Source organism: uncultured Fibrobacter sp. (genome assembly GCF_946062555.1).
GTDB lineage: Bacteria > Fibrobacterota > Fibrobacteria > Fibrobacterales > Fibrobacteraceae > Fibrobacter.
Genome location: NZ_CAMGVQ010000002.1, coordinates 41685 through 56448, shown reverse-complemented (window position 1 = coordinate 56448; position 14764 = coordinate 41685). Strand labels below are relative to the sequence as shown.

At 50.7% G+C, this 14764-nt stretch carries 11 protein-coding genes; 9 read left to right on the top strand and 2 right to left on the bottom strand.

What is annotated here, in order from left to right:
- Positions 1-27: 27 nt before the first annotated feature.
- From Q0P86_RS00815 to Q0P86_RS00790, 6 genes are all read left to right on the top strand, one after another.
- On the top strand, positions 28-801 hold the full coding sequence (locus tag Q0P86_RS00815; protein WP_290990890.1) for a hypothetical protein: 774 nt from the start codon (positions 28-30) through the stop codon (positions 799-801).
- 140 nt (positions 802-941) lie between these two features.
- Positions 942-2237: an FKBP-type peptidyl-prolyl cis-trans isomerase N-terminal domain-containing protein gene (locus tag Q0P86_RS00810; protein WP_291023360.1), complete on the top strand. Its 1296-nt coding sequence runs from the start codon at positions 942-944 to the stop codon at positions 2235-2237.
- Between the two features lie 86 nt (positions 2238-2323).
- Positions 2324-4249 (top strand): tRNA uridine-5-carboxymethylaminomethyl(34) synthesis enzyme MnmG, encoded by a 1926-nt coding sequence (gene mnmG, locus Q0P86_RS00805; RefSeq protein ID WP_295036736.1) that lies wholly within the window; start codon positions 2324-2326, stop codon positions 4247-4249.
- Positions 4250-4380: 131 nt separating this feature from the next.
- Positions 4381-4668: a hypothetical protein gene (locus Q0P86_RS00800; protein ID WP_072978336.1), complete on the top strand. Its 288-nt coding sequence runs from the start codon at positions 4381-4383 to the stop codon at positions 4666-4668.
- Positions 4669-4761: 93 nt separating this feature from the next.
- Positions 4762-5367, top strand: a complete 606-nt coding sequence (locus Q0P86_RS00795) for a penicillin-binding protein activator LpoB (protein ID WP_290990882.1) — start codon at positions 4762-4764, stop codon at positions 5365-5367.
- Positions 5368-5405: 38 nt separating this feature from the next.
- Positions 5406-6074 carry a thiamine phosphate synthase gene (locus Q0P86_RS00790; protein WP_295036733.1) on the top strand — a complete coding sequence of 223 codons (669 nt, stop codon included), beginning with the start codon at positions 5406-5408 and terminating at the stop codon, positions 6072-6074.
- A 74-nt stretch (positions 6075-6148) separates the two neighbouring features.
- Here the strand turns inward: Q0P86_RS00790 and Q0P86_RS00785 are convergent, their stop codons facing one another.
- Complete coding sequence (locus Q0P86_RS00785) at positions 6149-7951, bottom strand: glycoside hydrolase family 43 protein (protein ID WP_295036731.1); 1803 nt, start codon at positions 7949-7951, stop codon at positions 6149-6151.
- Positions 7952-8283: 332 nt separating this feature from the next.
- On the opposite strand from Q0P86_RS00785, the gene Q0P86_RS00780 reads away from it, so the two are divergent.
- Positions 8284-9351 (top strand): HD domain-containing phosphohydrolase, encoded by a 1068-nt coding sequence (locus tag Q0P86_RS00780; RefSeq protein ID WP_291023369.1) that lies wholly within the window; start codon positions 8284-8286, stop codon positions 9349-9351.
- Between the two features lie 102 nt (positions 9352-9453).
- Entirely contained in the window at positions 9454-13335 is a 3882-nt protein-coding gene (locus tag Q0P86_RS00775; protein WP_291023371.1) for a response regulator, read from the top strand.
- Here Q0P86_RS00775 and Q0P86_RS00770 read toward each other — a convergent pair.
- Complete coding sequence (locus Q0P86_RS00770; RefSeq protein WP_290990872.1) at positions 13332-13571, bottom strand: zinc-ribbon domain-containing protein; 240 nt, start codon at positions 13569-13571, stop codon at positions 13332-13334. The two genes, Q0P86_RS00775 and Q0P86_RS00770, sit on opposite strands and share 4 nt — an antisense overlap.
- A 130-nt stretch (positions 13572-13701) precedes the next feature.
- On the opposite strand from Q0P86_RS00770, the gene Q0P86_RS00765 reads away from it, so the two are divergent.
- Positions 13702-14763, top strand: coding sequence for an outer membrane beta-barrel protein (locus Q0P86_RS00765; protein ID WP_295036728.1), 1062 nt, complete (start codon positions 13702-13704; stop codon positions 14761-14763).
- Position 14764 lies beyond the last annotated feature (1 nt).

Genomic DNA, 14764 nt, shown 5'->3' with positions numbered 1-14764 from the left:
GAGAGGCAATATAAACAGAGGTGTTTGATGAAAGAGATTCTTTTGACTTCATTCGTTTCCGCAGTCTGCGCCATGATGCTTGCTTGTGGAAGCGATTCCGGTACCAATTCCGGATCGAACGGGGGAGCGATCAATACACCGTCGGTGGGTGATACATCGGCAATCCTTCAGCCGCATGAGTGTGAAAAAATCATGCAGGCCTTGCCTGTCCAACCGGAATTGCCTTATGTCACAGTCAATGAAGTGAATTCAGATAATCAATGTAATGTTGAAATCCCTACAGCCGTTGACTCATCAACTATAATGAATTTTTTGAATAATTTGAGTGCATATGGTGAGGCTATTGCTCCTACGTTAGTTGAAAAAGGGTCTCAATCGTGGGCTTATAGCTATAGTGTGAACATGGGTGTTACGCTTTGGTATGAAGGAGAAAATCACTTTAGTATTCGTTTAGAAAGTGATTGCCGAAATGCAGCCTATGTGGCAAATATTCCAGAAAAAGATTCTATTTGGAATAGTGAAGGCGACGATGGGGACGTTTCTTGTACCCTTTATACATCTGCATATAAATATTCTGAAATTCCTATGACGCAAATGCAGTTAGAAGAAAAAATGGCTACTCTTGTAGCAGATGGTTGGGCTGTAACGACTGGTTGCGCCCGTCGTCTAGATTTAGATGCTGATGCATACTGTTTCCAAAAACAGGTTAACAATTATCTTTTCGAATTAGGTTATGGACCCGATGAAAATGGGGCTCTGCTTGATGTTGGGATAGCTTTTAGCTATCAAATGATTCCCTAATTGCCTGTGTATATTCGAATTGCAAAATCCTGTAGCTAATGCTATAGGATTTTTTTATTTGAAAAAAGCGTCGGCCAGTTTTTTTAAAAAGTCATTTTTCTATATTATTTCCCGAAAAAATTTTCTCTAAGGAGATTCTTATGGACATGAAGAAAATTGCTCTTGGTTCTGCAGCGTTGGCTGCTTTTGGTCTTATGGGTTGCGACCAGATGGGTGGCGACAAGGCCGAATCCAAGGCTCCGGCCGCAATTACTGCAAATTCTACCGACGACCAGAAGTTTGCCTATATGCTGGGTGCTCAGTTCGGTGGCCAGAACTTTACGATTATTCCGCGCCAGATGGGCGAAGAGCTCTATGAAGATGCCCTGCTGCAGGCGATTCACGATAATGTAAAGGCGAATAAGGATACGAACTTCAAGGTTCAGATGACTCCGGATTCGCTGCAGGCCGTGAGCCAGCGTTACACGGTAATCGCCCGTACCCGCAACGAGATGCTTCGCCCCGATAGCGCCCTGTTGGCTGAAGGCAACCAGGAAAAGATCAAGGCTTATGTGGATTCTGTTTCGAAGACTCTGCCTGTCGCAAAGGCTCCTGCTTCTACGGGGGCTGCAGTGACGGTTGCTGGTGATTCTCCGGACAATACCAAGTTCTCTTACCTGCTCGGTCTCCAGTTTGCAAACCAGCTTATTGCAATCGGCAACCAGTTCCAGACTGAATTTGATGTCGACTATTTCATTCTGGGTGTCAAGGAATCTGTAGCCAAGGTTGCTGACTCGACGGTCGCTCTTTCTCTCCCGCAGGATTCTCTGACCGCGGTTGGCCAGCGTTACCAGCAGAAAATCCAGGAATTGCGTCAGGCTGCTTTCAAAAAACAGCAGGAAGAAGAAGCCAAACTGAAGGAAGAAATTGCTCCGCTCCGTGGCGATACCCTTGCTAACGGCATGCCGCAGAAGTTTAACCTGAAGGTGAAGGCTACCAAGATTTCCGTCGACAAGGCGATTGCTTCTGGACTCGAAAATCTCGAACCGTTCGCGAACAAGCCGCTTCTCGTGTTCTATTTCTCCGCTACTTGCGGACATTGCGCTCACGCTGCACCCGAAGTTCTTGCGATTGCCAAGGAATTTGCTCCGAAGGGCCTCACGATGCTTGCTGTGGCCAGCGGTGGAAACCAGAAGGTCGGTATCCGCAAGTTCATGGACAACGCCAAGTGGGACGAAACTGTTAACGTGGTCTGGGACGAATCCCGCCAGTTCGGCGAACTCTATAGCGACGGCTATGTTCCGAAGGTCTACGCCGTAAATCCGGATGGCACTTACAAGATGTATGCCGCTTTCGAAAGCCAGAAGGAAGAACTCAAGCAGGACCTTGCTGGAATCCTTTCCGGCAAGAATGTTGAATGGAAACCCGAAGCTCCGAAGACTGAAGAAAAGAAATAGTTGGTAGAACTTAGACCGCTCTGCTCTTAGAACTTAGATTTTTATTTAAGTTCTAAGTTCTAAGCTCTAAGTTCTAAGTTCTAGAAATGTCTCTAATCGCAGTATATGACGTAGTCGTTGTCGGCGGTGGTCATGCCGGTATCGAGGCGACCCACGCCGCTTGGAAATTGGGCGTAAAGACCGCCATGCTCACGATGGATATCAATGCCATCGGGCGTATGAGTTGCAACCCGGCCGTAGGCGGGGTAGCGAAGGGGCAGATTGTCCGAGACATCGATGCTCTCGGTGGCCTGATGGGATTACTCACCGACAAGGCGGGCATCCAATTCCGCATGCTCAATATGAGCAAGGGGCCGGCCGTGTGGGGTCCGCGAGCTCAATGCGACATGAAGTACTACAGCGAAGTGGCACGCGAAGTCATTACAAGCCTTCCGGGGCTTTCCGTGATTCAGGGTGAACTCGCTGCCTTTTCGCGAATGGCTGACGGTCGCTTGGAACTTTCGCTCCTGAATGGCGAACGCTACATCACGCGCTCGCTCGTGATTACGAGTGGGACCTTCCTTGCTTCCAAGATGTTTACCGGGCTTGAAACCAGCATCGGTGGGCGAGTGGGTGAGCCGAGCGCCGATAAACTCTCGGAATGCCTTGCAAGCGAAGGAATTGCGCTCCGTCGCCTGAAGACGGGGACTCCCAGCCGCTTGGATCCTGATTCCATCGACTTTAATGAGTGCGATATTCAGCGTGGCGACGATACTCCGTGGCCCATGAGCGACCGCCATCTGGCAAACACGGTGCCAGGCCGCGATGCGGATTATTTCTGGGGCGATCCGACGAATAAATTTGTTCGAAACGATTGCGTGTGCTGGATTACCCGCACGAACCTGAAGACTCACGACATTCTGCGCAGTGGCTTTAAGGACAGCCCGATGTTTAGCGGACGCATTCATGGAAAGGGCCCGCGCTACTGTCCGAGTATCGAAGATAAGATTAACCGTTTTGGCGATCGTGACGGTCATCAGCTTTTCCTGGAACCGGAACAGGCCGATATCGGTCGCGTTTATATCAACGGTTTTAGTTCGAGTTTGCCGGCCGATATTCAGTTGGCCGCCATCCATACGATTCCGGGATTGACCCGCGCCCGTGTGTTGCAGATTGGCTATGCTGTGGAATATGACTCGGTGGATGCCACGCAGCTTTTCCCGACGTTTGAATGCAAGAAGGTTCCGGGGCTCTATTTTGCGGGTCAGGTCTGCGGTACGAGCGGCTATGAAGAAGCTGCCGGTCAAGGGCTTTTGGCGGGTATCAACGCCGCCCTGAAGGTCAAGGACGAAGAACCTTTGATTCTTGGTCGTTCGGATAGCTACTTGGGCGTCATGGCGGATGACCTGGTAAACATTCTGCTGGATGAACCTTATCGCATGTTCACGAGCCGCGCCGAATACAGACTGTTCCTCCGTAGCGATAATGCCGAAGCTCGCCTCAAGGAACGCGCCCATAAGATTGGCATGATTTCGGATGATGATTATGCGGACTTCAAGCGTCGTCAGAATCTGATTGAAATGGCCCGCACCCGTATGGCCGAGGAATCGGCGACGCCCGACCAGGCGAATCTGATTCTTGAAGCGGGTGGCCAGGCGCTTTCGACGGAACGCACCCGTTGGATCAACGTGTTGCGTCGTCCGGGAATCGATCCGGAACAACTTTTCAAGGCTGCCGTGCCCGACTTGAATCTTTCTCGCCGCGACCAGTGGTTCATGTACGCCGAAGAAATCTACGCAGGATTCTTCGACCGGCAGGCCCGCGAAATCGACGACCAGAAGAAGATGGAATCCGTGCGCCTGCCCGAAAACTTCGACTACATGCAGGTGACCGCCGTCAGTATCGAAAGTCGCCAGCGCCTCAATGCTCACAAGCCCTTGACACTCGGCCAGGCTAGCCGTATTCCCGGTGTCCGCCCGGCCGACATTACGGTTCTCGCGCATTGGCTAGAAAACAAGAAACTGAACGGCTAGGGGTTCCGCAGGTGGCGGTCACCCCCGTTTTTTGACTCGAAAAAGCATAATTTTTAATTGCTTTTTTGAGAAAGCATCAAAAAATTACTATCTTTGCGCCGTCAATTAACAATATTTCCAAGAGGTCTATTATGTCAGAAGAAACTGAAGTCAAATCCACAGAAGAAATCAAGCCTCAGGAAACAAAATCCCAAGAAAAGAAGGCCCCGGCCAAGAAGAAGCGCCCCCTGAACGCCAAGCGTAAGGGTGCTCCCGCTCCCAAGAAACCGGCTGTCTTTAGCGATTCCCTGGAAGAACGTTTCCCCGCCCTCGCCGCCAAGCTCAAGAAGCAGATTGAAGACGGTATCAAGCAGAAGATCAAGGAAGCCCAGAACGACCCGAAGGTCAAGGCCGCCTCAAAGAAATTCGCTGAGAAATAATTCGATTTTTCTTTGACAATTTAAAATGCCGCTGGTCATTCGATCGGCGGTATTTTTTATATATTTATTTAAAAATTTACAAGGAGATTTCTAATGCGTAAGTTATTCACGATTCTCGCTCTCGGTTGTGCTCTCGGTATGGTTGCCTGCGGTGGTGGTGGCAAGACCGTGACCCGTATCGATGAAAAATCTACGACGGATTTGTCGGGCAAGTGGAACGACACTGACTCTCGCCTGGTTGCTGAAGAAATGATTACGAGCTGCTTGCACAGCGCCAAGATCGAACGCGTGATTGGCGAAATGGGCCGCACTCCGACAATCGTCATTGGCAAGATCCGCAACAAGAGCCACGAACACATCAGTGTCGAAACCTTCGTTAAGGACATGGAACGTACTCTCCTGAATTCCGAAGCGGTTGATTTCGTGGCAAATTCCGCCGAACGCGCCGAACTTCGTAACGAGGTGGCCGACCAGCAGGGGAACGCAACCGAAGAAACCGCCAAGGAACTTCATCAGGAAACGGGTGCCGACTGGATGCTGACCGGCACCATCAATACCATCGTGGACCAGGAAGGCGGCAAGTCCGTTATCTTCTACCAGGTGGACCTGGAACTCACCGACCTGCAGAGCCACAAGAAACTCTGGATGGGTGACAAGAAGATCAAGAAGTTCGTCTCTCAGGATTCTGTGAAGCTTTAGTCGATTTCCCGCAGGGGTTTCCTTGCGGGGCTTTTTTTATGCGTCTTTGGATTACGACCGCACCTGACGATTTTTCTGCTGAGTTCGACGATATTGAGCAGATGTTTTCTCATGGGCTTTCGCGTCTTATTTTGCAGAAGCGGAGCCGTACCGGGGCCCCTTATGCGACCGAAAGCGAATATGAACGCTGGCTTATGGCTCTCCCGATGGAATGCCGCGACCGCATCTGGGTGCGTGGGAGTCCCGACTTGGCAGAACGCCTGGATGTTCGCGGGTGCGTTGCCGAGGCGACTTCGCTTTTGGGAGATATTCCCGAAAGCTGGAAACGCGTGAACAGTATTGCCTTTTGCCGCAATTTGGAACAGCTTGATTTGCTTCCCGAGTGGGTGGCGGGCGCTTTGGTGGGGCCCGTGTTCCAGCCGCAGTCCGTCTACGAACCGGTTCCAGTTCTTGGTGTCGGGAAGGTTGTAGATAAATTAATTGCCTGCGTTTCAACTCGCGATTCGTCCAATTCGGAGCAGGCTAAAACTGCGCCCAAGATTCCCCAGGTTATCGCCTTCGGGGGCATCGATCACGAAAATCTGGACGATATCAAGAAACTTCCCCTACAGGGAATCTCTGTGCTGGGTGGTATCTGGAATTATGCCGATCCGGTGAATGCGTTAATTAAATTAAATAGGGCCGTAAATGGAATGTGTAGCGTGTGATGTGTAATTATTAATTACTCATTTCTCACTTCACTCCTCACATTGCGGCGTAGCCGCTCACACTCCACAATGCATTATCGTTGGATATAAACAGCGTTTCTCGGCTTGGCCTTGAGTCTGTTGCCGAGCAAGTCAAAGTAAACCGGGTTTCGGTTTAGGCGGGCGGGTTTACTGAAATCGCGGTATTTCTTGGCAATGCTGACTGTCGTGTCCGGCACCTTGTAAGGCTTGTCCGGATCGTCGACGACCATCTTGATGCGCGCCGTGCTCTTGCAACCGGTCTCGTTCGTGTAAATCACGGTGTAGTAACCGCTGAAGTCGCCGTCTACGTTCTTGAGTGTGTTTTCGCGGTCGGTGGATTTGAAACCGTTCGGGCCTTCCCAGCTCCAGAGCTTGCCGTCCCACGGATGCGGGCCGAACTGCACCGTAGCGCCCTTCGCGACCTTCAGGTCGAGTGTCTCGTTCCAGCCGCCTTCATCGACCTTCACGTAGGGGATAATCTTCGTGCCGCTGCAGGGGCCAACGACCTTCTTGCCGTCGCAAACGCCGATGGAATCTGGGATGTCAATTACCCGCGGTTCGAAATCAGGGGTGGGGAAGGCTTTCATGAGTTTTGCGGTCTCTTCGGCGGTAATCGGAAGAATGGTGCCGTGGCGGGGCGTGAATGCGCCCGTCATTGCGGTATTCTGGATAAACTTGAACGTTTCGAGGTCCGTACTGCTTGTAAACTGGTAATGATCGTTCATGTAGCAGTCGTACATCAGCACCCAGGAATTCTGGTTGATGAGCTTGAACACTCCTGCACCTTCTACGGCTTCGGTCGTCTGTTGCAGGGCCTTGCACGGCTTGCTCCACTGCGAACCGGAGGCGGCTCCGCTCTTGGGCATAAGCGAACTTGCGGTCACCTTGCAGATGCCGCCATCGCCCTCGTTCTTGTAGAAGGCGTGGTAGAACTTGTCGATCGGGTTGTAGACGATATCCATGTCGATGGTCGATTTGCCGCGGTCAAAGAAATGCTGCGGTTCGCCTTCCAAATCGGTGAAGTCCTTGTTCGAGTAGGCGTAGAAAACCTTGTCGTAGGGGATGGTGCCATCGTTGGTCAATAGCGAAAAGTACACGAGTGGGCGGCCCTTGGTGCCGTCGCCGTTGTCGTAGGTGTCGTCCCAGAACGTTTCCGGGGCCCATACGCGGGTCACGTTCGCGAAGTTCTTGCCCTTGTATTTATCGGGAAAGTGCACGGTGCTGTGTTCCCAGTTGATGAGGTCGCGGGAGCGCATGAGCACCATGCCGCGGTTGCTCGCCCAGCCTTCGGCACTCTTCATGTCGGTGTTTACCGTGTAAAACCAGCCGTCGGGGGCGCGTAGCACGTGCGGGTCGCGGAGTCCCTTCTTGATGCTCACGGTATCGGCGGCCACCACGCGCTTGCCGTTGTTCATGGCGGTAAAGCTGTAGCCGTCGTTACTCAGGGCATAGTAGATGTTTTCATCCTTGTTGTCCCGAAAATAGACGAAAAGGTAGTTGGAGTAGGGCTCATACCCGTGGATAGAAACCTTGAATACCTTTTTCTCGATTCGCTGCGAGGTGCCGACATTCTTGATGCTGGCGGTCAGGGAAACTTCCTTGTTTTCGCCCACGAAGCGTCCGTTGATGCGCCCGTCATGTCCGAGGAAGAGGGTGTCCGAACTTTCCCAGGTGATAGGGTATTTGCGGTCGGTTCGGGGAGTGGAATCGGGAAGGACTAGGTCTTCATAGAGGTCATTTATCGCATTGCTCAGTTTGACGCTGTCGTACGCGGCCCAGAACGGCGAAATTTCGACGATGTCTTGGGAAAAGGCGATTCCTGCCCCTATAATCGCAAGTGCAAATGAACGTTTCATGTTTTCCTCTTTTCTAACCTTTTTGTGGATCCCGTCACTCACTACGTTCGCTCCAGGATGACTTAATTTGTTGCGTCATCCTCGACCATCGGGAGGGGATCCAGTGTTGCATCCTTTTCAAATATAATTTCTCATTTTCACTCCGTTTTGCTCTGAAAAATACGATTGTTGATAGTTTTTCCACGGTCTAGGTGTATTTTATGTCACATGAATTTCTAAAAAACATATAATAAAGTTGCAAATAGCTTTTTTTGAAAAAAAAGGCATATTATTCCAAGTTGGAATAGTATAAATTGGACTTATTTCAAATTTTAATGATATATTAGGAGTGTATGGAACGATCCCGCGCGAAAATTTTAGTTATTGATGATACGAAAACAAACATCGAAGTGCTCGAAGGCATTTTATCCAACGATTACGATGTTTTTGTTGCCCTGGATGGTAAAAAAGGGCTGTTGCTTGCCGAAAAGGTCAAGCCTGATCTTATATTGCTCGATGTGATGATGCCCGAAATGGACGGCTGCGAGACTCTTCACCAGATGAAGGAAAAGAGGCTCGTCGACAATACTCCGGTCCTGTTCCTGACCGCCAAGGCGGATTCCAAGAGTGAACAGCAGGGGTTGGACCTTGGGGCGGTCGACTACATTACCAAGCCGTTCCATCCGAACCTGGTACAGCTCCGTATCAAGAACCAGCTTGAATTCAAGCACCAGCGAGACCATCTGCAGGAACTTGTTGAAGAAAAGACGGTGGACCTGCGCAAGACGCTCAAGGTGATGCTCACGAGTCTCGGTGCACTTGCCGAATACCGCGATCCCGAAACCGGGGCGCACATTAAGCGTACCCAGGTGCTGGTGCAGATGCTTGCCGAAAAGTTGCGCAATCACCCGCGTTTTAAGGATGCCATCCCCAATAACGAATATATCGACTACTATGCAACGGCGGCCCCCTTGCACGACATTGGGAAGGTGGGCATTCCCGACGAAATTCTGCGCAAGCCAGCCCGCCTGAACGAAGAGGAATGGGCCGTGATGAGTACGCATGCGCAGATGGGCTACGATGTGCTTGTCAATGCGACGCATGAACTCAAGGACCACCCGCTGGTGCGAATTTCTGCAGAAATCATCTTGAATCACCATGAGCGTTTTGACGGTGACGGATACCCGAACGGTCTCAAGGGTGACGCAATCCCTGTCGGTGCGCGCCTGATGTCGGTTGCTGATGTCTACGACGCCCTTGTTTCCAAGAGACCCTACAAGAATGCTTTCCCGCACGAAGTTGCCGTCAAGGAAATCCAGGAAGGAAGGGGGACCCAGTTTGATCCGGATGTGGTCGATGCCTTTATGGAATTGGAATCGCAGCTTCCTGCCATTTACGACCGGTTCAAAGAAGAATCCTAGTGAGGTTTTGATTTGACCCACAATTCAATCAATGCGCAGCGTCGTCGCCTTCGAAATCGTATTTCAATGGTTTATGTGTTGCCGACTTTTATAGCGGCGATTGTGTTGGTCTTTATATTTTCTTATGCGGTTCGTTCCATGCTGGTGGATTCTGCGGTCGCCAATACCGAGAAGGCGCTCCACGAACGCGTTCAGACCGAAGTCGAGGCTTTTCTCAAGAATCGCGAAGATAAGTTCCTCTCGTTTTCAAAGCGCTTTCAGCAGATAACGAAGGACAATGCGCTTCGGCCCATGCTTTACAAGCAGACGCAGCAGGGGGGCGAAGGGATTGTCGATGTCTATTACGGAAGCAAGGACGGCGATTTCATTTCGGGTCGCGGACTGAAACTTGAGAGCGGGAAGACGGAATTCCGCACGACGGGCTGGTACCTGGAAGCATCGCGTAAACGCGGACTTGCCTACACGGGGCCGATTCTCCGCAAAGATGTGAACAAGCAGGTGCTTTCGCTTTCGTATCCGATTTGGGATAAGAATCACAAGTTCAAGGGTGCCGTCGCCGAAGATGTCAATCTTCACAAGGTGCGTCTTTCGATGGGCGGGCTTGCCAAGGAAGAAGGCGGCGTCACGATGCTGGTGGGGAGCGAAAACGACAACCTCCTGACCTATTTCCCGTACGAGACCAATCGTGGAAAGGTCCTGCAGGATAGCGTCGAAAATTTGCTTCAGCTGGTTTCGGACAAGTTCAATTCCGATACACTGATGGATGGGCGCATCTTGCGCTTCGAAAAGACGAATGAACATCGCCAGCAGCTCATTTTCATGGTGACTCCTTTGAGCCATTTGCCGTTCTATATTGTCCACGTGAGTCAGCACAACAGGATTGCCGCGAGTATCGAAAACCACGCATCGACGGTATTCGGCGTGGTCGCCATCGCCGTGTTCCTGATGATGGGACTTGCTGCCCTTCTTTCCCATATTCTTTTCCGTCGTTATATCCAGCGCGATCTGAACGACAGCGTGAATTCCAGTACCTTGTTCGATACACTTTTGTGGAAAGGCGACAACTTTACGATTATCCTTACGAACGAGAATTTTGACATTCTTCATGCGAGTGCTTATGTGGTCGATTTCCTGAACGGCGGCGAGGACATGAAGGACGAAAGCTTGTTCAAGTTCTTCAAGTCGGAAACCTTTGAAAAGTTTGCGCGCAGAGTTGCCATGGGCGGCCAGATGCTTGCCAGTGAACGCAAGACGATTGAGCGAGTCCAGAATTCTGACGGGGAAGTGGCATGGTGGGGCATGTCGTTCCAGGTACTTGTCGAAGATAACGGTGCGACAAGATTGCTGATCATGGTGACCGACGAAACGAGCGGAATCCAGAAAGATACCATCTTGGATACGATTATGCTTTCGGGCGACCATTCAATCCTGATCATCTTTGACAAGAATATGCATGTCAAGTACATGTCAAGGCAACTTGCTGAATTCTTGAACAAGGAATGGCGTTCGTTTATCGGTCTTTCGATTATGGATCTTCCCGAAATGGGACTGCCTGAATCGATTATTGCTTCGATGATTGATTCGTTCAAGAAGGACGAAGTCTGGAAGGATTCCTTTATGCTGAAGCCCGAGGGCGTTTCCTTGGAAACGTGGTTCCGTGGCGAAGGCTGCACCTTGAAGACGCAAGAAACCGTTGTCGGCTACATGCTATCGATGATTGATATCTCGGAGGTGGTAGCGGCTCGCGAAATTGCCGAACAGGCGACCCAGGCGAAAAGCGAGTTCCTTGCGAATATGAGTCATGAAATTCGTACGCCGATGAATGCCATTATCGGCATGGCACATTTGATTTCGGAGACGGACCTGGACAATCACCAGCGCGGTTTTGTGGATCGCATTAGTCATGCGGCAAAATCCTTGCTCGGCATCATCAACAATATTCTTGACTTCTCGAAGATTGAGGCGAAAAAGCAGAATCTGGAAATTACGCAACTTGTGTTACAGGATGTCATCGGCGAGGTGACGGCGCTTGCGGAAGTTCGTATTGCAGGTCGCCCGATTGAACTGATTGTGGATGTAGATCCGGATATTCCAGAAATCTTGATGGGTGACCCGCTCCGTCTTTCGCAGATTTTCACGAACCTGATCAACAATGCGACCAAGTTTACCGAAAAGGGCGACATTACTTTGAGTGTTAAGCTCTTGCAGCAGGTGAACAATACGGTCAAGCTGTATTTCTGTGTCAAGGATACAGGAATTGGCATGACTTCCGAGCAGCTGGGGCGCCTGTTCAACGCCTTTACGCAGGCGGACGGTTCTACAACGCGCAAGTATGGCGGCACGGGACTTGGACTCGTGATATCGAAGTCGCTGGTGGAACTGATGGGCGGTCAGCTGCAGGTGTCGAGTTTTTCGGGAGAAGGTTCTCAATTCTTCTTTACGATTTCTCTGCCCGTGGCATCGCAGGCCGGCGAACCGAAATGGAAAAGTGAAAATCGGTTACGCAACAAGAATATCTTGCTGATCGATGACTGTGCGAACTTGAGGACGGTTCTTCGCCATTACCTGACGCGTTTGCAATGCGTTGTCGAGGAAGCCTGTTCCGTTGACGAGGCTCTGGAGCTGATCCAGGCTCATGAAGAGGCCAACGAGGATCCGTACGATCTGTTCCTGGTGGATTACAGTATGCCTCTCTTGAACGGTTTTGACTTTGTGCATGGCCTGAGCGATTCGATGAAGTCGATTCCCAAGATTTTGATGCATCCGATTCATTTTGACGAAAGTGAACTTTCGACTGCAAGTGGACTCGGTTTCAATGCGTATGTTTCTAAGCCGTTGCAGTTGAGTACGATGTTGAGTGCCATGCAAGAAGCTTTCGGTTATCCGCTCACGTACCAGAAGGCTGCCAAGAAAGAAAAGGGGAAAATCTATTTCAAGGAAGCCAAGATTCTTCTGGTCGAAGATAACCAGATGAACCAGGAATTGGCGGTGTCCTTGTTGAACAGTGTCGGCCTTACCACGATGATTGCGAACAACGGTAAAGAAGCCTTGGAAATGCTCAAGAAGGATGCCTTCAACCTAGTGCTGATGGATATCCAGATGCCCATTATGAACGGCCTGACGGCGACTCGCGAAATCCGTGCCCGCGAAGACGAATACTTCAAGCAGGTGCCGATCCTCGCCATGAGTGCCCGAGCTTTCAAGAAGGATACGGAAGAATGCTTTGAAGCGGGTATGAATGCGCATATCGTAAAGCCGATTGACCCGACGATTCTTTACGAGGAACTGGCGAAGTTCTTGCAGGTTGCCGCAGAAACGCAGGGCGCCGCGAAGGACGATCAAGTCGATATCTCGCAGGATGACAAGGACTTTATTTCACATTTCCAGAAGGTCAAGAATTTTGATGCGGAGTCGGGGCTTTACCATGTCAACAACAACCGCAATATGTTCCTCAAGATTTTGCAGGGCTTCGTCCGCGATTATGGTGGAAAATCGTTCAATCTGCGTTCCCTGATAGAACAGTTCCATTACGAAGAGGCGACCCGTATCGTGCATACGATTAAGGGACTTTGTGGAACTATCGGCGCAGGCCATGTCCAGAACCTTGCGGCAGCGCTCGAAGCGGACTTGGAACAGAAACAGTGCAATTTTAGCGAATACAATGTATTCGAAGAAAACCTGCGTGAACTTGTCGACGAACTGAATATCGTTCTGGCGGATATCGTGGCGGAACAGAACGAACCTGTCCAGAAAGTGGATGATCCCGAAGCAGAAAAGAAGTTGCGTGAAGCGGTTGTCGCCTTGAAGGATGCGGTGGATACCTGTTCTTCGACCCAGTGCAAACGAATCTTGGACGGTATAGACGGGATTGCCTTTGAAAAGAGTCAAGAAGTTCTTCTGCGCAAGCTGAAAGAACTGCTTGAAGATTACGATTTCAGCGAGGCCGCCGAAATCCTGGATTCCCTGGAAAAGACTCTCGGTTAGTGTAGCACCATTGCTGCGATAAATGCCAGGGTGACGATGATTGCCGCTACGATGGCAAGCGGGTTCGCTTTTTTCTTGGAACCGAATTCATTATCGACAATTTCTTCGTAGTCCGGTGTCTCGAGATCGGAAAATTCCGAACCTTCGCTCCAGCCGGTTTCCTTGTCGCTTCCGCAGTGCGGGCAAAAGGTGGCATTTTCCTTGAGTGGGGAATGGCAGTGGGGGCAATAGTTCATAAAAGTCAAAGTAGAAAAAGTCTTTTGGGTTTTCTGTCCGCTTTTTGGGGCTTCTGGTCATTTTTTGAGGCTCTAATTTGCTTTTTAAGGTAAAAAATGCTATAATACTGATGTATAAGTGGAGGATTCTATGAATCGTACAATTAAAGGTTTTCTCGCTGTAGTCGCCATGACGGCGATATCCTTTGCGCAGGCTCCGGTTGAGTCTGCTACGGCACCTGTTGCTGAACCTGCTGCTCCCGCGGCAGAAACTGTCGCAGAACAGGCGTCCCCTGCAGCTCCTGCCGCTGTTGAAGCTGCTCCCGAAGAAGCGGCTCCCGTGGCAGTCCGCGGCGCCGATGCCGCTGAAGCGTCTCCCGCCAGCTCAAGTTCCGATGTCGCTGCACCCGTTCCTGCGGAACCGGTGCAGGAACCTGCCATTGTCGTGGCCCCGAAGGCTGTTCGCGGTGCCGACAAGGATCCTCAGGCGGTTGAACGTTTCCGCGATGCAAAGAATGTGGTTTATTACGAAACGGTCTATACTCGTGAAGATGGCGTGCCCGTCCGTACGGTTTACGTTGCCGAACGTGAAGGCAAGGACACCGTGACCATGGATAATCTGATGGGTCTCAAGCCGATGAAGTTCAAGATCGGTGCGCACGCCTCTGTCGGCGCCTACCAGATATCCGGCAATGATTGGGATAGCGACCGCTATACCGGTATGAACTGGAAAGCGGGTCTCATGGCCTTGATTCCCCTGAGTGAATACACGATGGGCCTCAAGATCGGCGCTATGTATGAGCAGGCCAAGGCAAGCGAGTCCTACTACATTAACCAGGTACCGACAAATTTTGAGTTTAGACAGAAGATGATCGATATTCCGGTTCTCTTCACCTTCAAGGCTCCGTCATCCAGTCTTTACTTCGATCTCGGTGTCGAAATGAGTATTCCTCTTTATGACAAGCTGAAGATCTCTTATACGGATCGCAATGACAACCATGTCTCTAGTCGCGTAGACCTGATGGATGACTACCGTAATGCGATGGATTGGGCATTCTTTTTCGGTTTCTCGATTATGGCCAACCAGTACATCTCGCTCGATATTGCGGCTAAGCTCGGTATGTCCGATCTTTACGACGGTCACTTGAAGTACACGAACTTGAACTTGGATGCATCCTCATTCAACGTTGGTATTACGCTCTATCCGTTCTAGT

What these genes read in the sequence shown, in the direction of transcription:
- Q0P86_RS00815 (WP_290990890.1), top strand. Translation starts at nt 28, where the DNA reads ATGAAAGAGATTCTTTTGACTTCATTCGTTTCCGCAGTCTGCGCCATG.
- Q0P86_RS00810 (WP_291023360.1), top strand. Translation starts at nt 942, where the DNA reads ATGGACATGAAGAAAATTGCTCTTGGTTCTGCAGCGTTGGCTGCTTTT.
- mnmG (WP_295036736.1), top strand. Translation starts at nt 2,324, where the DNA reads ATGTCTCTAATCGCAGTATATGACGTAGTCGTTGTCGGCGGTGGTCAT.
- Q0P86_RS00800 (WP_072978336.1), top strand. Translation starts at nt 4,381, where the DNA reads ATGTCAGAAGAAACTGAAGTCAAATCCACAGAAGAAATCAAGCCTCAG.
- Q0P86_RS00795 (WP_290990882.1), top strand. Translation starts at nt 4,762, where the DNA reads ATGCGTAAGTTATTCACGATTCTCGCTCTCGGTTGTGCTCTCGGTATG.
- Q0P86_RS00790 (WP_295036733.1), top strand. Translation starts at nt 5,406, where the DNA reads ATGCGTCTTTGGATTACGACCGCACCTGACGATTTTTCTGCTGAGTTC.
- Q0P86_RS00785 (WP_295036731.1), bottom strand. Translation starts at nt 7,951, where the DNA reads ATGAAACGTTCATTTGCACTTGCGATTATAGGGGCAGGAATCGCCTTT.
- Q0P86_RS00780 (WP_291023369.1), top strand. Translation starts at nt 8,284, where the DNA reads ATGGAACGATCCCGCGCGAAAATTTTAGTTATTGATGATACGAAAACA.
- Q0P86_RS00770 (WP_290990872.1), bottom strand. Translation starts at nt 13,571, where the DNA reads ATGAACTATTGCCCCCACTGCCATTCCCCACTCAAGGAAAATGCCACC.
- Q0P86_RS00765 (WP_295036728.1), top strand. Translation starts at nt 13,702, where the DNA reads ATGAATCGTACAATTAAAGGTTTTCTCGCTGTAGTCGCCATGACGGCG.